This window comes from Mesorhizobium sp. BE184 (assembly GCF_031457045.1).
GTDB lineage: Bacteria > Pseudomonadota > Alphaproteobacteria > Rhizobiales > Rhizobiaceae > Mesorhizobium.
In genome coordinates, this window is the sequence record NZ_JAVDVU010000002.1 from 233,566 (window position 1) to 252,877 (window position 19,312).

A 19,312-nucleotide genomic window follows, 5' to 3' on the forward strand; every position below is an offset into this window, starting at 1 on the left:
CACGCGCCAGTGGACTTGGCTTCGAAGCTGTGATTGCCTCCACCGAGCCGGGAGGCTGGCTGTTGGAGGAGCACCGGCGTGCAGGGCTGGTTCATCGTCATCATAGCACTCGCCTATGTGACGCTTCTTTTTGTCGTCGCCAGTCTCGGCGACCGTCGTTCGACCGCCCATGGGCCGGGTCGTCCGCGGCCATTCATCTATGCGCTGAGCCTTGCCATCTACTGTACGTCGTGGACCTTCTTTGGTTCGGTCGGTCTCTCCTCCGAGCGCGGACTTGAATTTCTGGGCATCTATATCGGACCGGTGCTGGTTTTCCTGTTCGGCTTCCCGCTGCTTTCCCGCATCGTGCGCCTCGCCAAGACCGAGAAAATCACCTCGGTCGCCGATTTCCTCGGCGCACGCTACGGCAAGAGCTTCACCGTGGCGGCAATCGCCACACTGATCGCGATGATCGGCGCCGTGCCTTATATCGCCCTGCAATTGAAGGCGATCTCAGGCTCGGTCAGCCTCATGGTCGAGTACTATACCGGCGCACCGCCATCCTTCGATCCGTTCGTCAGCGACATATCGCTGATCGTGGCCATGCTGCTGGCGCTGTTCGCGGTGCTGTTCGGCACGCGCCATGCCGATGCGACGGAGCATCAGGACGGGCTGGTGCTGGCGGTGGCGGTCGAATCGGTGGTCAAGCTGGCGGCGTTCCTGGCGATCGGGCTGATGGTCACGTTCGCCATATTTGGCAGCCCAGCCAAGATGTTTGAAATCCTGGCGGCAGATCCGCAGGTGCGCGACGCGATGAGTTATCGAACATCGCTCGCCACCTGGCTTGTGCTGACGGGTCTCAGCGGTTTCGCCATCGTGATGCTGCCGCGCCAGTTCTATGTCACCATCGTGGAGAATCGCAGCGAGCACGAACTTCGTACAGCGAGCTGGGTGTTCCCGCTCTATCTGATCGCCATCAATCTGTTCGTGCTGCCGATCGCGCTGACCGGTCTGGCGATGGTCGGCGGACGCACGTCGAGCGATCTCTACGTGCTGTCCCTGCCACTGCTCAGCGGTCATGACGGGCTGGCCATGGCTGCCTTCATCGGCGGCTTGTCGGCGGCAACCGCCATGGTGATCGTGGAAAGCGTAGCCCTTTCGATCATGATCTCGAACGACCTGATCATTCCGCTGTTCGTGCGTCGGGTCCTGAAAACCTCGACCTCGGAAAACGAGGACTGGTCGACGCTCATCCTCAACGTACGCCGGGCCTCGATCTTCATCCTGCTGTTCATCGCCTTCCTGTACTATCGCGCAAGCACAGACAGCGCGCGCCTGTCGTCGATCGGCCTGATGTCGTTTGCAGCGATTGCGCAATTCGCACCGGCCCTGATTGGCGGACTGATCTGGCGCGGCGCCAACGGGCGGGGCGCGGCACTCGGCATGGCCGCGGGCATCATCGTGTGGGGCTACACGCTGCTGTTCCCGACGCTGGCGGCGCCGGACAATGCCATCGTCGTCAACGGGCTGTTCGGGATCGAGGCGCTGCGGCCGCAAGCCTTGTTCGGCACCAGCGCCGAGCCGCTGAACCATGGCGTGCTGTGGAGCCTTTCGATCAATGCGCTGTTCTTCTTCTTCGGTTCGCTGTCGCGGACTTCGGTGCCACTGGAGCGCATCCAGGCATCGATCTTCGTGCCGCGCGAGACGGGGCCGATGCCGAACCTGCGCCGCTTCCGCACAACGACAACGGTAGACGATCTCAAGGACACCATCTCGCGCTATCTCGGCGTCGAACGCACCGAACGTTCCTTTCAGACATACCAAAGCAACAACGGCCTTATCCTGCACGGCAATGAGCAGGCAAGCATGGACGTCATCCGCTTTTCGGAGCAGCTTCTGGCCAGCGCCGTCGGCTCATCGTCTGCCCGGCTCATCCTGTCCTTGCTGTTTCGCCGCAACGACCGGGAATCCAAGGATGCGTTCCGGCTGCTGGACGATGCGACGGAAGCGCTGCAGCACAACCGTGATCTGTTGCAGACGGCTCTCGATCAGATGGAACAAGGCATTACCGTCTTCGACAAGGATCTCCGGCTGATCTGCTGGAACCGGCAGTACCGGATGCTGTTCGACCTGCCCGACGATCTCGGCCAGGTGGGTGTCTCGCTGGACCAGATCCTTCAGCATCTGGCCCGGCGGGGCGACATACCGCCGGCCGGTCAGACGGCCATGTTGAACCGCCTGACCAATTTCGATGGTCCCTGGCAGGTCGAGATGAAGACGACTGGGCGCATCCTCGAGCTGGTATCCAATCCGATGCCGGACGGGGGCATCGTCGCCACCTATGCCGACATTTCGGCGCGCGTCGAGGCCGACATTGCGCTGAAGCGCGCCAATGAATCCCTGGAACTGAGGGTCAGGACGCGCACCGCCGAACTGACCCGCGTCAATGAGGAACTGGCTCAGGCCCAGATGCTGGCCGAGGAGGCCAATCTCGGCAAGACGCGGTTCCTCGCCGCCGCCGGGCACGACATCCTGCAACCGCTCAATGCGGCGCGGCTCTACTGCGCGTCGCTCATCGAAAAAGCCGGCAAGGGTCCAGCCAGCCGGGCGGCGGTCAACATCGAATCGTCGCTGGAGTCGGTCGAGACCATTCTCGGCGCGGTGCTCGACATTTCCCGACTCGACGCCGGCGCCATGAAACCGGAGGAGACCGCATTCCGTCTCGACGGGCTGCTGCGCCAGATCGGCACCGACTTCCAGCCGATGGCGGCGGAAAAGAAGCTTCGGCTCATCATCATGCCCTGCTCGCTTACGGTGAAAACGGACCGCAACCTCTTGCGCCGGCTGATCCAGAACCTCGTATCGAACGCCATAAAATATACGCGTGGTGGCCGCGTGCTTGTCGGTGTACGCAGGCGCGGCGAACTGCTGGAGGTCCAGGTCCTGGATACCGGCATCGGCATAGCAGGTGACAAGCTGAACGCGGTGTTCCGTGAATTCACCCGACTGGACGAAGGCGCGCGCGAGGCCGCCGGCCTGGGGCTCGGCCTGTCCATCGTCGACCGCATCGCGCGGGTGCTCAGGCTTGAAATCCGCATCTTTTCCAATCCGGGTAAAGGCACGCGCTTTTCCGTCATCATGCCGATCGAGACGGCAACCGCGTTACGATCGGAAGTGGTGGCGAAGCCGGCGCAACGCTCGCCCGCCACGCTTTCGGGCCTGCGGGTCCTGTGCATCGACAATGACATCCGCATTGTGGAGGGCATGCGCCTGCTGCTCGAGGCCTGGGGATGCCGCGTCGCGACGTCGTCGGGAGTGGGCCATCCGGACGCCATCGAAGGCCGGCCTGATCTCGTCGTCGCGGATTATCATCTCGACGGCGAGACCGGATTGAGTGTCATTGCCAGGCTGCGCGCGGCCTATGGCGAATCATTACCGGCTGTGCTGGTGACCGCCGACCGTTCTTCGGAGGTGCGGGCTGCGGCCGCTGAAATGGATGTGCCGGTGCTGAACAAGCCGCTGAAGCCCGCGGCCCTGCGCTCGCTGATGGCCCGGATCAGGCCGACTGCGACGGCCGCGGAGTAGCGGCGTCAGCCACCGCCCTGCAAGGGATCGCCGCCGATCTTGGAAAGCTGGATGACGGCTTGCGTGCGGCTATCGACGCCGAGCTTCTGCAAGATCGCCGACACATGCGCCTTTATCGTCGCTTCCGAGACGCTGAGTTCATAAGCGATCTGTTTGTTGAGCAGCCCCTCGGCCAACATGCCGAGCACGCGCGTCTGCTGCGGCGTGAGTGTCTGCAAGCGCTTGATGAGTTCAGAAATCTCCGGATCGCGCTCGATACCGAGGTCGACGCCGACAGGCGCGGCGATGTCGCCGGCAAGCACAGTCAGAACCGCCCGGCGGATTTCGTCCATGCTTGCCGACTTGGAGATGAATCCGGATGCACCGAGATCGAGCGAGCGCCGGATCGTCACCGGGTCGTCATGTGCCGAGACCACGACCATCGGCACGGTCGGATGGATGCCACGGAGCGATATAAGCCCTGAAAGCCCGCTGGCGCCAGGCATGGAAAGGTCGAGCAAGACGAGATCAATGTCCTCATTGGCAAGGACCAGCGCCTTGGCGCTTTCGAAATCACCCGCCTCGTGAATGGCGCTGACATCGCCGATTCCTGCCAGCGCCTCGCGCAACGCGCCCCGAAACAGGGGATGATCGTCGGCAATGACGAAGCTGTGACCCGCCGGCATCCTGTCTCCCCCGGAGGCTCCGAACTGGAACCCTACCAAATTTTGCGGCCGTCTGTCAGGCGCGCATCCCATGATCCCCATCGCCTGACACCGGCGCGGCGGATTATGCGGCTAAACACGGTCATTTCAAGCAGCAAGCCGACGCAACCGCTCTGCACGGTCTATTCCGTATGGCTGGAAGCCCGATTCACGTCTTTTGCGGCGGCGTCTCTTCGCTTTCCAGTTCCTTCACGATGCCGAGAAACTTGCGGAAGAAGCGCTCCATGTAGCTCATGGTCTTGTCGAAATCCTCCTCGCTGGGAAGGGTAGATTCGAGCTTTGCCGCAAGCGAACCCTCAAGCTTGGCCACACGCTCGTCCAGCATCTTGACCGAAGACTGCAAGCGGTCGATCTCGTCCTGGAACGCCGTGCGCTCATCCGCCGCCATGCGGCAGACCATTTGCCCGTCACGCTCCTCGCATGTGGAGAGATCACCAGTGCTTTTGTCCATGCGAACATAATGGTCGCCGGACTTTTCAAGCTGGTAGCGCTCCGAATCCTGAGCATTGGCGGAGGCCACGAGAAAAGAAGTCAGGGTGGCCGGAACAATGAGGCATCGTACAAGCATCGCGTTCATCCGAGGTCTCCAGGATCAATCGCCAAAAAACTAGCCGGTCTTTGTGCCGGAAATGGGGATGAAGCTTCACACTCCCTTTCCCGGCTCGCACATTCGGACTATAGCGCAGCCATGCCGCGAATGATTTACAAGATTGCGCCCTCAGACCTTTGGCGCGAGGCCGAAAGAATGGGCCGCTTTACCGGCGCGCCGATCGACGTCAGCGACGGATTCATCCATTTCTCCACCGCCGCACAGGCGCCGGAAACCGCAGCCAAGCATTTTGCCGGCCAGACCGATCTGGTGCTGGTTGCCATCGACGCAGATCATCTCGGGTCGGCGCTCAAATACGAGACGTCGCGCGGCGGCCAGCTTTTCCCGCATCTTTACGGCCCGCTCGGGCTGGATGCGGTCCTTTGGGTCAGACCATTGCCTCTCGGGCCGGACGGCCTGCATCAATTCCCGGACATGGAGACGGAATGAGCGTGTTGGACCGGATCGGCAAGAAGCTTCTTTTCTCCGTCGATCCGGAGACAGCCCACGGTCTATCCATTGCAGCCTTGAAGTGCGGCGTGCCCGTGGCCGCCCGTCCGCCGCGCGACACGCGATTGAATGTCGACATCTGCGGCATGAGCTTTCCCAATCCGCTCGGCATGGCGGCAGGCTACGACAAGAATGCGGAGGTGCCGGACGGGCTGCTTTCGCTCGGGTTCGGCTTTGCGGAAGTCGGCACGATCACGCCGCTGGCGCAGCCGGGCAATCCGAAGCCGCGCATCTTCCGCCTCGAGCAGGATGACGCGGTGATCAACCGGTTGGGCTTCAACAATGAGGGCCATGACGCTGCAAAAGCGCGACTGATCGCGCGGAAGAGCCGGCCCGGCATCGTTGGCGTCAACATCGGCGCCAACCGGGACAGCACGGACCGCGTCGGAGACTACGAAAAGGGCGTCACGTGTTTCGCGCCGCTGGCGTCTTACCTCACGGTCAACATCTCGTCGCCCAATACGCCGGGCCTGCTCGGCATGCAGGCGCGCGAGCAATTGTCGGAACTGCTTTCGCGAGTCATGGCGGCGCGCGCGGCAGCATCCACGCAGCCGCCGGTGTTTCTCAAGATCGGCCCGGATCTGTCCGAAGCGGAAATGCAGGACATCGCAGCGGAAGTATTGGAGCAGCGCCTCGACGGCGTGATCGTTTCCAACACGACGACGACGCGGCCACCCCTGCACAGCCGCGCCAACGGCGAGCCGGGCGGACTTTCGGGAACGCCGCTTTTCGAACGCTCGACGGCGGTGCTGGCAAGGATGCGCAAATTCCTTGGCCCGCAATGCGCGATCATCGGTCTCGGCGGCGTCAATTCCGCCGAAACGGCGCTAGAGAAAATCCGCGCCGGCGCCGATCTGGTGCAGCTCTACACCGGCATGATCTATGCCGGGCCGTCCCTGCCAGGCCAAATCCTGAACGGGATGGTGCGCATCCTCGACAAGGAAGGCGTCGCCTCGATCGACAAGCTGCGCGATAGCCGGCTCGACCACTGGGCGGGCAAGCAGATCTAACAAGCGGGCTTGTCAGAACGCCGTTCTGACCCGAATGCGCAGTACCGCCAGCAGGCTGAACCCGCGCGCCAGCAGAAATATGTTCAGCGCCGCCCAAAGCCCGTGATTGCCGAAGGCCGGGCCCAGCGTCAGAAGCGCCGCGCAGAAAATGAGAAACGACAGAAGCATCATGTTGCGCATGTCGCGCGACCATGTCGCGCCGATGAATACGCCATCCATCTGAAAGGCGAGCACGCCGCTGAGCGCCGTGAACGCTACCCATGGCAGGAAGATCGCGGCTTCGGCCTGGACGTCGCGCGCGGTGGTGATCACCGCGATCAGGTCGGTTCCGAAGACAAGCAGCGCCAGCGTTGTAATCCCGGCCAGGCCGAAGCCCCAGATCACCGTGAGCCGGATGGCGCGCCGAAAGGCGCTCTCAAGACGCGCGCCGATCGCCCGTCCGACCAGTTGTTCCGCCGCCGTGGCGAACCCGTCGAGGAAGAAGCCCGCAAAGAGAAAGAAGTTCATCAACACGGAATTGGCGGCGAGCGTCACCGTGCCATACTGGGCGCCCTGCCTGATGAACAGCGCGAAGGCCGCCAGCAGCGAGAAGGAACGGATCATGATGTCGCGGTTCAACGACATCATGACGCGGAATGCCGAAAGGTCGAGGACGCGCCCCTTCGGCAGACGGGGAGCGGCCCGGAAGCGCTGAATGACGATTGCCAGGCCGACCGTCATGGCGATGAATTCACCGCAGACCGTAGCCCAGGCGACACCGGCGACACCCCACCCCAGTTCAAGACCCAGAATGATGCATAGGACGATGTTGATGCCGTTGAGGACGAATTGGAGGATAAGCCCCAGCGTACCTTCGCCCCGTCCCAGAATGTAACCGAGTATGGCGTAGTTGATGAGCGAGAACGGCGCCCCCAGCATCCGTACATGGACATAAATCGCCATCGCATCGTTGACGCGGGGCTCGGCGCCCATGAACCACTTGCCCGCGGCCGTGAGCACCGGCGAAAGCGCCGCCAGCACGATGCCGGACACCAGCGCTATGAGCGCCGCCCGCCAGAAGACAGCCTGTTCCTCCAGCGCATCTCCCCGGCCAAAAGCCTGCGCGACAAGACCCGTGGTGCCGGAGCGCAGGAAATTGAAGGTCGTGAAGACGACATCGAAGACCAGCGCACCAGCCGCCAGTCCGCCCAGAAGGGCTGCGTCGCCCATCTGACCCACCACCGCCGTCGCCACGATGCCGAGCAGCGGCGTCGTCAGATAGGCGAGCGTCATCGGCACTGCGATGACAAGCACGAGGCGGTTGGTGACGGTGAAGGCGCGCGCCTGCCCGCCCATCGGTTCAATCTGGTTCAGCTTGGATATCCCTGAGGTCGAAACCCGGCTCTTGAACGAAACGATGATGTGTCCCAGTTTCAGGGGCAAGCGCAACCACCTGCCTTCATCTGCCAATAAAATTCCTGCGTTGGCGTATCCCTGCTCGAAGTGAATGCCGCTGAACATCGTCCATCATCCCGGCTACGACGCCGGCTTCGCCGCCAACCATCGTTTTCCCATGAGCAAGTATCCCCTGCTGATGGAGGCGCTGCAGACGCGCGACCTGATCGACCGGAGCTACCTCCACATGCCCGAGCCGGCGAGGCCTGAATGGCTGAAACTCGCCCATGACAGCGCCTATGTCGATCAGGTCATTACCTCGACTGTTCCGCCAAACATCGAGCGCGAAATCGGGTTTGCCGTCGACCCGCGAGTGTCGCTGCGCGCGCAACTGGCCAGCGCCGGCACCGTCATGGCGGCGAGGCTGGCGCTGGCGCATGGCATCGCCTGCAACACCGCCGGCGGCAGTCATCATGCACGCCGTGCCCAGGGCGCCGGTTTCTGCACGTTCAACGACGTGGCGGTGGCGGCGCTGCTGCTTCTGGAAGAAGGCGCGGCGCACGACATCCTCGTGGTCGATCTCGACGTGCATCAGGGAGACGGGACCGCCGATATATTGCGTGACGAACCCCGCGCCTTCACCTTTTCCATGCATGGCGAGCGCAACTATCCGGTCCGCAAGATTGCCTCGGATCTCGACATCGCGTTGCCAGACGGCACCGAAGACGAGGTCTATCTCGAAACGCTCGCCGAAATCCTGCCGCAGCTTTCCCGTCGCAGGACATGGGATATCGTCTTCTACAATGCCGGTGTCGATGTCCATGCCGATGACCGCCTCGGGCGGCTGGCGCTGAGTCGCGACGGCATCCGCACCCGCGACCGCATGGTTCTGTCGCATTTCCGCGACGCCAGCATTCCGGTCTGCGGGGTAATTGGCGGCGGCTATTCCACCGACGTGCCGGCGCTCGCCGCTCGCCACGCCATCCTGTTCGAGGAGGCTGCCGTTATTTCCGGTAGCTGAACAGGCGCAGGATGATGAAGGCCGGGATGACGATCGCCGCGCCGAGAAGCAGATAGCCGATGAACTTGTCGATGGCGCGGAAGCCCATGCGCCAGATGTCGAGGAAGAAGTCCTGGATGCTCCGCAGCACGTCGAAGGGCGACCAGCCGAAGGCGCTCATCACCAGCCCGACCAAAAAGGAGACGACCAGAAGTTTCAGAAACACGCGAAACGGCGAGTCACCAAGAAAGCGCGCCAATGCGGACAAGGTTCGTCTCCATCGTTCAACAGGTCTGGAACCAGATACGCACTTGCAACCAGCCCCGCAAGCCGTCGCCGGCTACACCGCGAATGGAACCGCTCCGGTCAGGCGAGCACGCCGGCTGCTCTCAGCATGCCTTCGGCCTTGTTGACTGTTTCCACCGTCAGCGATCCCGCCAGCTTCGGCACGCGGCGGCGGAGAAATTCCACCACGGCTTCCGGGTCACGCCTGCCATCCATGGCGCACCAGATGGCGGCGAGAAGCGGCGATAGTTTCTTTTCGGCCTGAGCGCGGGCCGAGACGAAACCATCCTCGCCATAGCGCTCCAGCCGATAGTCTGGATGGCGGCAGGGATGACGCGACGGTGACGCAAGGGATTCCGCCAGCGCAGCTGCACCATCGTTGATGTCGCGCCGCGCGCCTTCCATCGTCGAAGGAAGATCCCTGCCTGCCAGGTAACCCAGAATCGCCTCCGCGAACATGAACTGCCAGAGCCGCATGGAGTAGTCGATGTACCGGCCCATTCCGTCCGGCGACCTGTCGTGCGGACCGCACAGGACTGAAAGATACGCCTCCAGGAAAGGTCCGTCGCCGAATGTCCGTTGCAACCTGCGCAGGCGCCATTTCTGACGCGCGACCGTATCGCCCCACAAGTTCAGGATCGAGTCCGCTATGCAGTCGTAGCCGATGCGCACCGACTGCAGGTAACCCAGCGTGTCGGCGGCCTTCATCCCCAGGCAGTCATTGTGCATGCCGCCGCTAAAGTCGAACGAAGTCGCGCTCAAGAGGTAGTGCAGGCGGGTCTCGTCGAGTTCCTGCCGGACCCCTATCAGACGATCTTCTCCGGAAATGGCGACGCCGGTGAGTATGCGATGCAGCGTCACTCGTTCGTCCTCCACCAGAGACGCCACGGTGTTGTTGGCGATCTTTCGGCGAAAGTCGTCCAGCATGGATTTTGACAAGAAATAGAACTGCCAAAATCTCCCGTCCTTCAGCATCGTGCCCGGTTCGCCTTGGGCTGCCTCCTCATCATTGTCTACGAGCAGATAGATATCGACGTCGGAATTCTTGTTTGCGAAGCCATCGGTGATCGAGCCGCCCAAAAAGGCGCAGCTGTGCGCCGGCAGGTCTTTTTTCGCGATCTCCTCGCGGATCATGCTCAGCGGGCCGACGATCTCTTCCACAGCGGCAAGCTGGGCCTGAAGTCTTTGCGCCTGGACTGTCATCAGCCTGTTCCTCCTGCTTCAACGGGGCGGCCAGCTTGCCACTGACCGAGGACGATCCTGTTCTGCGCCAGCTTGATGGTTTCCTCGCGGTGGGCGACAAGCACGCGCGTGATGGTGAGGCTGCGAAGCGCCTCGTTCACCTGGCGTTCGGTCTCGGCATCGAGATGGCTGCTGGATTCGTCGAGCAGCAGAATGCGAGGCCGCTTGTAGAGCGCCCGCGCCAGCAAAACACGCTGTCTCTCGCCGCCGGACAGGCCGCCCTGGGTATCGCTGATGACTGAATTGTAGTTCATCGGCATGCGCGAGATGAATTCGTGGGCGCAGGCGAGCCGCGCGCATTCATTCACCCATTCCTCGTCCGCGCTGGAATCGAACATGGAGATGTTCTGGAACAATGTGCCTATGAACAGGCTGTCGTTCTGCAACACCGTGCCAAGCTGGCGGCGGAGATTCAGAAGCCCGATAGCCGAAGGCGCCATGCCATCGTAGGTAACAGCGCCTTCCACGGGCGGCACGAGCCCGGTCATGATCCGCAAAAGCGTGGACTTGCCGCAGCCGGACGAGCCGGTGATGGCGAAGGATTCGCCCGCACCCACGTCGAAGGAGAGGTGCTGAAACAGAAGCGGGTCGCGCTCGGAATAGCGGAAGCTCAAATCGCGGACGGAAATCTGTCCAGTCAACTGCATCGCTACGGCCGGCGAAGCCAGCCTGTGGGGCTCGGGATCGGCGTCGATGATCTCGGCCATCTCATCCAGATGTTCCTGGATCTTCTGGATGTCGATCATGCGGTCGATGAACTGCCGGACCTTGGTGAAGAAGATGGCCTGCAGGAATGCTATCGCCAGCAGCATGCCGATCGAGATCGTTCCCTCGATGACCAACAGCGCGGCAATCGCGGCGCAGATGATGCGGCCGCCGGTGATGACAATCTCGCCGGCGAAGCTGTCGGTCTGGCGGTAGGATTCCAGCTCGATATCGACCCGCGACAGTTCCTCGTAGGTGTTGCGCCACATGACGTGACGCAGTTCCTCGGCAGTGAACAGCTTGACCGATTCCACGCCCTGGACGTTTTCCAGCAGCAGGCCGGCTTCGGAGCTGGAGCGGGCGGACTGGGCGCGCAAGGCGTTCTTGGTCTTGCCGAGTTTGCTGAGCTTGACCGCGAGATACACGGTCGAGAACAGCATCATCACCAGCCACAGCGGAAAGCTGTAGAGGATGATGACGACCGACAGGACAAGCATGCCAATGGCGTCGAAGATGGTCTCGACCAGTTCAGCCGAGGCAAGCTCGCGCACCGGACGGATGGCGCGGATGCGCTGCAGGATGTCCTGTGGCGAGCGGGCGAGGAAAAAATCGAACGGCAACGCCATCAGACGACGCGACAAGGCGGCCGAGAGTTGCAGGTCCAGCACGCGGATAATGCGCATCGCCGCGCCGCTGCGCGAATAGCGGGCAAAGGCGCTGAAAAAGGCGACGCCGCAGAAGATGCCGGTTATCAGCAGCAGGATCGGGATGCTTTGCGACAGCACCGCCCGGTCTATAAGCAGTTGGAAAAACAGCGGCCCGGACAGTTCCAGCGCCTGCACGAACAGCGAGAGGAAGGCCAGGCGCGCCATCATGCCTTTCTGCTCGCGGGCCAGCCGCCAGAGATCGGCCAGCCCGATCCCCCGGTTGGGCAGTTGCCCGGTAAGGGGGTTCGAAACCTCCAGCTCTACGGCGATGCCGGTGAAGGCGCGGCTGACGCTGGCGGCATCGACGGTCTGCGGCCCCAGCGCCGGATCGTGAATCTCGAACATGTCGCCATCCACCTTGGTGACGACGACGAAATGATTGAAACGCCAATGCAGGATGGCCGGCAGCCGTAGCCGCTTCACCGCCGCAAGATCGCAGCGGACCGGCCGGCAGGCCAATCCGGCCATGGGCGCGGCATCTATCAGGTCACGCAGCGACATGCCGCGGTTGGACATCGGAGCCGTCTGCCGCAAAGTGGCGAGGTCCACGGACTGACCATGATAGCGCGCAATCATGGTCAGGCAGGCCAGGCCGCATTCGGCATTGCGAGACTGGAAGACCGTCTGGAACCCGCGCTTGCCGAAGAAGGTCATGCGCCCGTCCGACCCGGCAGGATGTACTGATAAAGCGGCCGCGAACCGACCATAATGCGTGCGCGGAACGGCATGCCCGGAAGCAGCGATGGCGGTGGAGCAGACACCATTTCCAATCGAATCCGGTACCGAGACGCAGGCTCGCCTTCTCCCTTGCCAAGATCCATCGTGCTGCCGATCACCGTCGCTTCGACCCCGGTCGATCGCGACAGGGGCGAGGCAGCAGGCCATATCGTGGCATGCGCTTCAGGCTTGATGGCGGTCGCCTTCTGCGGGTCCGTCAGTACAAAACCGACAAGTTTCGCCTGTGGGCGCTGGATGGAAATGACCGGCTGGTTGGCGGCAATTTCATCGGTCTCGCGAAGAGATGCCAGAGACACCGTCCCGGCAGTCGGGGTATGCAAGGCGAAGGCGTTGCCACCAATGTCGGGGCAGCCGGTTGGCTGCGAAGCCGGCCGAACCTGTTGTGCCGAAGGCTGAACGCACGCCACCGCAGCTCCCCCTGCGATCTCCTGTCCATCCTTGACATAGAGTCGGACAACCGTCCCTGGCATGGAACTGGAAATGACCGCATCGGCCGGGTTGCGCTCAATCACGCCGGATGCATCGACATAAACGGGAAAGGGATAGATGAGGCAGAATACGAAGATTAGCAGACCGAGAACAGATGCAACCGAAACCACTGTGGAAAGGACGTTATCGTCCTTGGGACTTATGTCGCCAACCACCCGCAATTCGTTGCGGGCCTGCAGCGCCTCGATACGAAACAAGGAAGCCCGGCCTTTAGGGCTTTGCTTGCTTTCCACCTTCTTCTCTGTCGGTTCGTCACCTATATCGGCCAAAAGGATCGCTTTTCATCACAGCCACTCTGTTAAAGCGCGCTGACCGCTGCGCCACGCCAGTACCTCGGCATTTCAGTACGTGTACCGAAAAACCCCGGCGCGGGGTATAGACCGTCGTTTCACCGTAATAACGGTGACGACCCGAAGAAACCTCCGGGCCGCCATCTAAAGTCTAGATGATGTGGCCTGCGCCGAAAACAGCCTCGACTTCCGTCTCGGTCAATTCAGCGATCTCGAGCTCAACTTCCTTGGTCTCTACGACTTCGTTCATGTGATTCTCCTCTGGGATCTAGAGATGGATCGACAGGCAAGCGGATGCCGGCCCGGTCGAAGGCTTGCAGCGCCGACCAATCCTGTCAATCTAGAAAATGGGACAATGACTGGAAATTTGGACGTTCCCTTGGGGAACTCCGAGTCCTCAAACGCATCTATGCGGAAAGCAGGTCGGACAGCCTATTGCCGGACCTGATTACAGCTCTCCCAGCATATTGTAGGGAGTGACTGCCTAGCGCGAACGGCGGCCCGGAGGCCACCGTTGCATTGTCGACTAACTTCAGATCGCATGACTCGCGCCGAAAACGGCTTCGACTTCAGTCTCGGTCAGTTCGGCGATTTCGAGCTCGACTTCCAGTTCAGTTTCATTGGTCATGTTGCATCTCCTTTTTAATTGCGAGAGTAACAATGAACAGACAGGCCGCCTGTCCAAGACATCAGGCTTGCAGCCCTGCCTGTCAGTGTCAATCTAAAAATTTGGACTAAAGTGGAAAATTTAGACGTTTTCTGCGGAACCTTTTCCCGCCATGCGCAAGCGTCAACGCATCGTCATCCGGTAATTCGGAAGACCTCGCACAAGCACCAGGATGGTTCTCAAAACATATTTCAAGGACCGAACCTGCGTCGGCCGTGAAGCAAACGGCGGCCGTAGGCCACCGCCGCCTTGTCAGAAGACGTTAGATTTTCGGATGATTGGCGCCGAAAACGGCTTCGACTTCAGTCTCGGTCAGCTCGGCGATTTCAAGCTCGACTTCCTTGGCTTCGACTTCCAATTCAATTTTGGTCATTTTGCATGTCCTCTTCGATGATTAGAGATCGTCGTCTTCGGCAAGCAGTTCGTGCTTGCCCAGACAGGCTTGCAGCCGACGCCGCCCCTGTCAATCTAAAAACTGGGACGATTTCTTCAAAATTGGACGGAGCTTTGCGATCAACTGGAACCGCATACAAGATGGTTGCGGTCACAAAGAAATGGCCGCCGGAATACCGACGGCCATCGTATGAATTTATGGAACGTCTTAGCCGAGAGAAGTCGCGTGCAAAGCGCCGTAAATCTCTGCCACTTCGTTATCGTTCAACTCGACGATCTCAAGTTCATCCCGCTCAGCGGAACTTTCTTTTTCCATGCTCATTTCCGATCTCCTGTTTGAAGGCAGCCGATATTAAGCAAGCAAAGTAATAATCGCACTTTTGAGCGTTGCAGTTTGCATTATTGCTGTCAATCTCAAAACAGGGACACCTGTTGAGAATCTAGACTGCATCAAGCAGCGCGGCCTTTGAAATCGTCAAGGAAGATCGAAATCAGATCAGCTTGTCGAGCGTGATCGGCAGATCGCGAATACGCTTGCCGGTCGCGTGGAAAACGGCATTGGCGATCGCCGGGGCGACGCCGACGATACCGAGTTCACCAACGCCCTTGCCGCCCAATGCCGAAGCATGCGGGTCGGGAATGCCGACGGAGATCACCTCGATATCCGGGATGTCCGCATTGGTGGGGATCAGGTAGTCGGCCAGATTGGCGTTCATCAACCGCGCATGGCGGCCGTCCACCAGACCTTCCTCCAGCAAGGCCTGACCGATGCCCATGATGATGCCACCCTTGATCTGGCTTGCCGCAAGCCGCGAGTTGTAGAGCCTGCCGGAATCGAACGCCGAGACCACCCGCGACACCCGTACGGTGCCGAAATCCTCATCCACCCGCACCTCGATGAAATGCGCGCACCAGCTGTGGAGCGAGAAATCACCGGCCGTCGGCGGCGGCGCCATGGCGATCGTCGTGTAGTTCTTGTAGCTGTCCTTGGGATCGATGCCGATTTCTGCGAACGTATCGCGGGTGGCGTCGATCTCGGTCTTGCCGATCGCCGCCAGGAACGAACCGATGGAGATCACCGGCCCGTCGGCCAAAGGCGAAGATATCCTTCCATCCGCCACGGTCAGCGTATTCGCCTGCAATGCGCGGAACGGCGATGCCGGATCGGTCAGCGCCAGTTCGACAAGCTGCTCGCGAAGCGCCACGGCGGTCTTGTGGACTGCCGAAGTCATGACGCCGGCCATGCGCGAACCGCCGGTGACGCCGGCGCGCGGCAGGGTGGAGTCGCCGAGTTTCACCGCCACCTTGTCGAGCGGCAGGCCGAACACTTCGGCTGCCGTCTGGGCGATCACCGTATAAGCGCCCTGCCCCATGTCGATCGTGCTGCTGGACACCTCGACGGTGCCATCGGCCAGCAGCAGCACCCGCGCCTCACCGGCGGCACGGCGCACGGGGTAAGTGCCCGCCGCAACGCCCCAGCCGATCAGATGATGGCCATCGCGCATGGAACGCGGCTCAGGCTTGCGCCGCGACCAGCCGAAGGCTTCGGCGCCGGCGGCAAAGGCTTCGCGCAATTGCCGGGTCGACCATGGCTTGCGCGTATGCGGGTCTTCCTCGGCATAATTGCGCAGCCGGATTTCCAGCGGATCCATGCCGATCTCGTATGCGAGTTCGTCAATGGCGCTTTCAATGCCAAAGGCGCTGGGGTTCTCGCCCGGCGCGCGCTTGGCGCCGGGCATCACCGTATTGACGCGCACGACACGCTGGTGCGACGACAAATTGGGCGTCGCATACATCAACGCCGTGACGACACCGAGCGGCTCGACCCAGGTCTCGTTGATGGACGTCTCGCTGGCACCACTATGGACGATGGACAGGAGCTTGCCCTCCTCCGTCGCGCCGATGGCGATTGTCTGGCGGGTCGCGGCGCGGCCGCCGATGCTGCTGAATATCTGCGGCCTCGTCAAAGCCAGCTTGACCGGCCTGCCAAGCATTTTCGCGGCCATCGCGCCGATGGCGTCGTGAACTCCGCAGAACGCCTTGGAGCCGAAGCCGCCGCCGATATAGGGCGAGATGATACGGACATTCTCGAAAGGAATGCCGAACCATTCGGAATAAGTGCGGGCCATGCCGTCCAGCCATTGGCAAGGCTCCCATATGGTCAACTTGTCGCCCTGCCATTCGGCGATCAACCCATTGGGCTCGATCGGCATCTGGAATTCGCGCGGCATCTCGTATTCATGCTCGATTTGCACAGGCGCGGAAGCGAAAGCGGCTTGCGCATCGCCCCATTCCCTCGTCATCGGCTCGGCAAGGAAACCACCGCCTTGGGCGACGTCCCGAAGGCCCGACACGGTTTCGGCTTCTTCGTAGACGATATCGAGGAGATGGGCAGCCTGCGTCGCCTGCTCGAACGTCTCGGCTATGACAAGAGCAATATACTGGCCGGCATAGGCGATCTCGGCGGTCAGCGGCTGGTAGTCCGGCCGGGCGGGCGGATTGCCCAGCCAGTCGGATGCCGCCTTGAGCGTCGGGGCATTGTCCGGCGTCAGCACCTTCAAGACACCCGGAGCAGTTTCCGCCATAGCCGTGCCGATGGAACGGACGCGGCCGGCGGCGATGGTGCTCGGCACCAGGACCGCGTGGGCCACGTTGGCGGGGTGGTGTTCGAGCGCATAGGTGGCGGCGCCGCGGATCTTGGCCGACCCGTCGAAGCGCGTGACACTTGCGCCGATGACGCTGCCGCTGGCCGTTGAGGATGAGTCGGATGAATCGCCGTAACGGCGCGTGGCTTCGGCGGCGCTCATGCCAGTGCTCCTGTCTTCAGAAGGGCGCGCGCGACGACGCGCGGGGCCAGTTCGATCTTGTAATGATTGTCGGCCTGCGCAATCGCGCCTTCCATGGCAAGCAGGCTGGCGCGGCGCACGGCATCAGGTTCGAGCACCTTGCCTTTCAACGCGTCCTCGACGTTGCGGGCACGCCAGGGCCGGGTTGCGACGCCGCCGAGCGCGACCCGCAGGTCGCGTATGGTGCGGCCGTCCGGCTCGAATTCGATGCCGACAGTGGCGCTGGCGGCGGCAAATTCGTAGGACTGGCGGTCACGAACCTTCAGATAAGTCGAGCGGCGCGCCGCAACCGATGCAGGTATGGATACCGCAGCGATGATTTCGCCTGGCTGCAAATCGGTCTCACGTTCTGGATGGTCTCCAGGCGTGAGCAGAAAATCCTCCAGCGCAACTGTGCGCGCACCAAGTTCCACCTGCGCATCGAAGGCGACCAGGGCAACCGCGAGGTCCCCCGGATTGGTTGCGATGCAGGATGGGCTGGCGCCCAGCACGGCATGGTTGCGGGTGACGCCGCCAAGAGCGGAACAACCGCTTCCGGGATTACGCTTGTTGCAGGCCGGAAATCCCGAGGGATCGCGGAAATAGGCGCAGCGGGTGCGCTGCAGCAGATTACCGCCAATGGTGGCCATGTTGCGCAACTGCGCCGAGGCGGACTGCCACAGCGCCTCGGAAACCGCAGGAAATTCCCGTATGATCCCGGCATTGTCGGCAACTGCGCTCATCTTGGCCAAGGCGCCGATCCTGGCGCCTTGGAGGCCGACCTCGATCGAAGCGAGGCCGGGGAGATGGCTTATGTCGATCACCGTTTCCGGCGCGGCCACACCGCATTTGGCAAGATCGAGCAATGTCGTGCCGCCGGCCAGAAGCATGGCGCCGGGGAGAGCGGCGGCATTGCGCGCTTCTGCCAGCGAGGCAGGGCGCTGATAGGTAAAATCCCTCATCGCACGGCCTCCGCTGCCTGTCGCACAGCCGCGACAATATGGGGGTAGGCTCCGCAACGGCACAGATTGCCTGACATGTATTCGCGGATTTTCTCATCCGACCCGGCATGGCCCTCGCGGATGCACGAGACCGCAGACATGATCTGTCCGGGCGTGCAGTAGCCGCACTGGAACGCATCCTGTTCAAGGAAAGCGGCCTGGACCGGGTGGGCTTCCTGACCCGGTTTCGACAGACCTTCAATGGTGGTGACCTCGCGGCCCTCGACCTGCGCGGCGAGCGTCAGGCAGGCCAGAACGCGCTCGCCATCGACATGGACGGTGCAAGCGCCGCACTGGCCCTGATCGCAACCCTTCTTGGTGCCGTTCAGTCCAAGCTGTTCGCGCAAGGCGTCAAGCAGCGTGACCCGCGGTTCAAGCTGCAGGGCTTCCTGCCTGCCATTGACGTTTAGAGTGATGTCGATTTTATTGCTCATGGGCGTCTGGCTCCGATTGCTTGACGCGGACGGTTGAAACGGCCTCAGGGACCTGCTCTTCATTCGAATGTTGACTTGAAGACGCGGAATCCTAAGTGGAGGGTGCCTCCGTTTAAGAGTTGGGGCGGACCACCATGCGTTTCAAGCCCAAGGACAAAATAGAATCCGCCTCGCCGGAAGAGCCGGGCCGGGCAGACGCCGTCTCTGACACCGAGCCAAGGCCTTTGCGCGCCGATGCGCAACGCAATCGCGACAAGCTCATACAGGCCGCCGCGACCTTTTTTGGCGAACAGGGTGTCGATGCCCCTCTGGAAGAGATCGCGCGACGCGCGGATGTGGGCATCGGCACACTTTACCGGCATTTCCCGACGCGCGAGCACCTGGTAGAAATCGTCTACAGGCGCGAAGTCGAGAGCCTGATCGCGGCGGCTGGCGAACTGGCGCATGAGCACAAACCCGACGTGGCGCTGGAGCTGTGGATGCAGCGTTTCGTCGACTACATAGCGACCAAGCGCGGGCTGGCCAAAAGCCTGCGCATCCTTCTCACCAGTAATTCGTCCCTGTTTTCCGATACGTCAGGCAAGGTCGCCCGGGTGTTGGATATGCTGGTGAGCGCTGCGGTGACAAGCGGATCGATCCGTCCGGACATCAACAGCCAGGATATCTTGCATGCCCTTTCAGGCATCTATTCGGCGCCGGAAAGCCCGGACTGGCGCGACCGTTCCCGACGGCTGACCATGCTGCTCATGGATGGCCTGCGCTGGAGAGGCGAAACGCGCTGAAGC

15 protein-coding genes are annotated in these 19,312 nt (G+C 61.7%); 5 read left to right on the forward strand and 10 right to left on the reverse strand.

Annotated features, from left to right (window positions below; all coding sequences use genetic code 11):
* Positions 1-78: 78 nt before the first annotated feature.
* A complete protein-coding gene (locus tag J2X35_RS09300) occupies positions 79-3,564 on the forward strand; it encodes a PAS domain-containing hybrid sensor histidine kinase/response regulator (protein WP_310184556.1) in 3,486 nt (1,161 codons plus the stop codon).
* 5 nt (positions 3,565-3,569) lie between these two features.
* Here J2X35_RS09300 and J2X35_RS09305 read toward each other — a convergent pair whose 3' ends face one another.
* Together J2X35_RS09305 and J2X35_RS09310 are read right to left on the reverse strand one after the other, a co-directional pair.
* Positions 3,570-4,229 carry a response regulator transcription factor gene (locus J2X35_RS09305; protein WP_310184558.1) on the reverse strand — a complete coding sequence of 220 codons (660 nt, stop codon included), beginning with the start codon at positions 4,227-4,229 and terminating at the stop codon, positions 3,570-3,572.
* A 187-nt stretch (positions 4,230-4,416) separates the two neighbouring features.
* Positions 4,417-4,836 (reverse strand): hypothetical protein, encoded by a 420-nt coding sequence (locus J2X35_RS09310; RefSeq protein ID WP_310186080.1) that lies wholly within the window; start codon positions 4,834-4,836, stop codon positions 4,417-4,419.
* A 120-nt stretch (positions 4,837-4,956) separates the two neighbouring features.
* Here J2X35_RS09310 and J2X35_RS09315 point away from each other — a divergent pair, with 120 nt between their 5' ends.
* Both J2X35_RS09315 and J2X35_RS09320 read left to right on the forward strand, forming a co-directional pair.
* The gene (locus J2X35_RS09315; RefSeq protein WP_310184559.1) at positions 4,957-5,307 is read left to right on the forward strand and encodes a DUF952 domain-containing protein; all 351 of its coding nucleotides are present in this window, start codon (positions 4,957-4,959) and stop codon (positions 5,305-5,307) included.
* The gene (locus J2X35_RS09320; RefSeq protein WP_310184561.1) at positions 5,304-6,377 is read left to right on the forward strand and encodes a quinone-dependent dihydroorotate dehydrogenase; all 1,074 of its coding nucleotides are present in this window, start codon (positions 5,304-5,306) and stop codon (positions 6,375-6,377) included. Before J2X35_RS09315 ends, J2X35_RS09320 begins: the two co-directional genes overlap by 4 nt.
* Positions 6,378-6,389: 12 nt before the next feature.
* On the opposite strand, the gene J2X35_RS09325 is transcribed toward J2X35_RS09320, so the two are convergent.
* Positions 6,390-7,712: an MATE family efflux transporter gene (locus J2X35_RS09325; RefSeq protein ID WP_056116457.1), complete on the reverse strand. Its 1,323-nt coding sequence runs from the start codon at positions 7,710-7,712 to the stop codon at positions 6,390-6,392.
* A 151-nt stretch (positions 7,713-7,863) separates the two neighbouring features.
* Here J2X35_RS09325 and J2X35_RS09330 point away from each other — a divergent pair, with 151 nt between their 5' ends.
* The gene (locus J2X35_RS09330) at positions 7,864-8,772 is read left to right on the forward strand and encodes a histone deacetylase (protein ID WP_056114798.1); all 909 of its coding nucleotides are present in this window, start codon (positions 7,864-7,866) and stop codon (positions 8,770-8,772) included.
* Here the strand turns inward: J2X35_RS09330 and J2X35_RS09335 are convergent.
* From J2X35_RS09335 to J2X35_RS09365, 7 genes are all read right to left on the reverse strand, one after another.
* Positions 8,756-9,019: a DUF6460 domain-containing protein gene (locus J2X35_RS09335; protein WP_056114795.1), complete on the reverse strand. Its 264-nt coding sequence runs from the start codon at positions 9,017-9,019 to the stop codon at positions 8,756-8,758. The two genes, J2X35_RS09330 and J2X35_RS09335, sit on opposite strands and share 17 nt — an antisense overlap.
* Positions 9,020-9,117: 98 nt before the next feature.
* Positions 9,118-10,239, reverse strand: a complete 1,122-nt coding sequence (locus tag J2X35_RS09340; RefSeq protein WP_310184564.1) for a hypothetical protein — start codon at positions 10,237-10,239, stop codon at positions 9,118-9,120.
* The gene (locus tag J2X35_RS09345; protein ID WP_310184566.1) at positions 10,239-12,344 is read right to left on the reverse strand and encodes a peptidase domain-containing ABC transporter; all 2,106 of its coding nucleotides are present in this window, start codon (positions 12,342-12,344) and stop codon (positions 10,239-10,241) included. Before J2X35_RS09345 ends, J2X35_RS09340 begins: the two co-directional genes overlap by 1 nt.
* The gene (locus tag J2X35_RS09350; RefSeq protein ID WP_310184568.1) at positions 12,341-13,186 is read right to left on the reverse strand and encodes a hypothetical protein; all 846 of its coding nucleotides are present in this window, start codon (positions 13,184-13,186) and stop codon (positions 12,341-12,343) included. The genes J2X35_RS09345 and J2X35_RS09350 overlap by 4 nt, the downstream gene beginning before the upstream one ends.
* Positions 13,187-14,758: 1,572 nt before the next feature.
* A complete protein-coding gene (locus tag J2X35_RS09355; RefSeq protein ID WP_310184570.1) occupies positions 14,759-17,074 on the reverse strand; it encodes a xanthine dehydrogenase family protein molybdopterin-binding subunit in 2,316 nt (771 codons plus the stop codon).
* Positions 17,071-18,054, reverse strand: a complete 984-nt coding sequence (locus tag J2X35_RS09360; RefSeq protein ID WP_310184572.1) for a xanthine dehydrogenase family protein subunit M — start codon at positions 18,052-18,054, stop codon at positions 17,071-17,073. The genes J2X35_RS09355 and J2X35_RS09360 overlap by 4 nt, the downstream gene beginning before the upstream one ends.
* Positions 18,051-18,527 carry a 2Fe-2S iron-sulfur cluster-binding protein gene (locus tag J2X35_RS09365; RefSeq protein ID WP_310184573.1) on the reverse strand — a complete coding sequence of 159 codons (477 nt, stop codon included), beginning with the start codon at positions 18,525-18,527 and terminating at the stop codon, positions 18,051-18,053. Before J2X35_RS09365 ends, J2X35_RS09360 begins: the two co-directional genes overlap by 4 nt.
* Positions 18,528-18,661: 134 nt before the next feature.
* Between J2X35_RS09365 and J2X35_RS09370 the strand changes: the two genes are divergently transcribed.
* Positions 18,662-19,309, forward strand: coding sequence for a TetR/AcrR family transcriptional regulator (locus tag J2X35_RS09370; protein WP_082542522.1), 648 nt, complete (start codon positions 18,662-18,664; stop codon positions 19,307-19,309).
* Positions 19,310-19,312: the final 3 nt, after the last annotated feature.

Bases quoted from the DNA above. Each gene is read 5' to 3' on its own strand.
- J2X35_RS09305 (WP_310184558.1), bottom strand. From the start codon at position 4,229: ATGCCGGCGGGTCACAGCTTCGTCATTGCCGACGATCATCCCCTGTTT.
- J2X35_RS09310 (WP_310186080.1), bottom strand. From the start codon at position 4,836: ATGCTTGTACGATGCCTCATTGTTCCGGCCACCCTGACTTCTTTTCTC.
- J2X35_RS09315 (WP_310184559.1), top strand. From the start codon at position 4,957: ATGCCGCGAATGATTTACAAGATTGCGCCCTCAGACCTTTGGCGCGAG.
- J2X35_RS09320 (WP_310184561.1), top strand. From the start codon at position 5,304: ATGAGCGTGTTGGACCGGATCGGCAAGAAGCTTCTTTTCTCCGTCGAT.
- J2X35_RS09325 (WP_056116457.1), bottom strand. From the start codon at position 7,712: ATGGGCGGGCAGGCGCGCGCCTTCACCGTCACCAACCGCCTCGTGCTT.
- J2X35_RS09330 (WP_056114798.1), top strand. From the start codon at position 7,864: ATGCCGCTGAACATCGTCCATCATCCCGGCTACGACGCCGGCTTCGCC.
- J2X35_RS09340 (WP_310184564.1), bottom strand. From the start codon at position 10,239: ATGACAGTCCAGGCGCAAAGACTTCAGGCCCAGCTTGCCGCTGTGGAA.
- J2X35_RS09345 (WP_310184566.1), bottom strand. From the start codon at position 12,344: ATGACCTTCTTCGGCAAGCGCGGGTTCCAGACGGTCTTCCAGTCTCGC.
- J2X35_RS09355 (WP_310184570.1), bottom strand. From the start codon at position 17,074: ATGAGCGCCGCCGAAGCCACGCGCCGTTACGGCGATTCATCCGACTCA.
- J2X35_RS09360 (WP_310184572.1), bottom strand. From the start codon at position 18,054: ATGAGGGATTTTACCTATCAGCGCCCTGCCTCGCTGGCAGAAGCGCGC.
- J2X35_RS09365 (WP_310184573.1), bottom strand. From the start codon at position 18,527: ATGAGCAATAAAATCGACATCACTCTAAACGTCAATGGCAGGCAGGAA.
- J2X35_RS09370 (WP_082542522.1), top strand. From the start codon at position 18,662: ATGCGTTTCAAGCCCAAGGACAAAATAGAATCCGCCTCGCCGGAAGAG.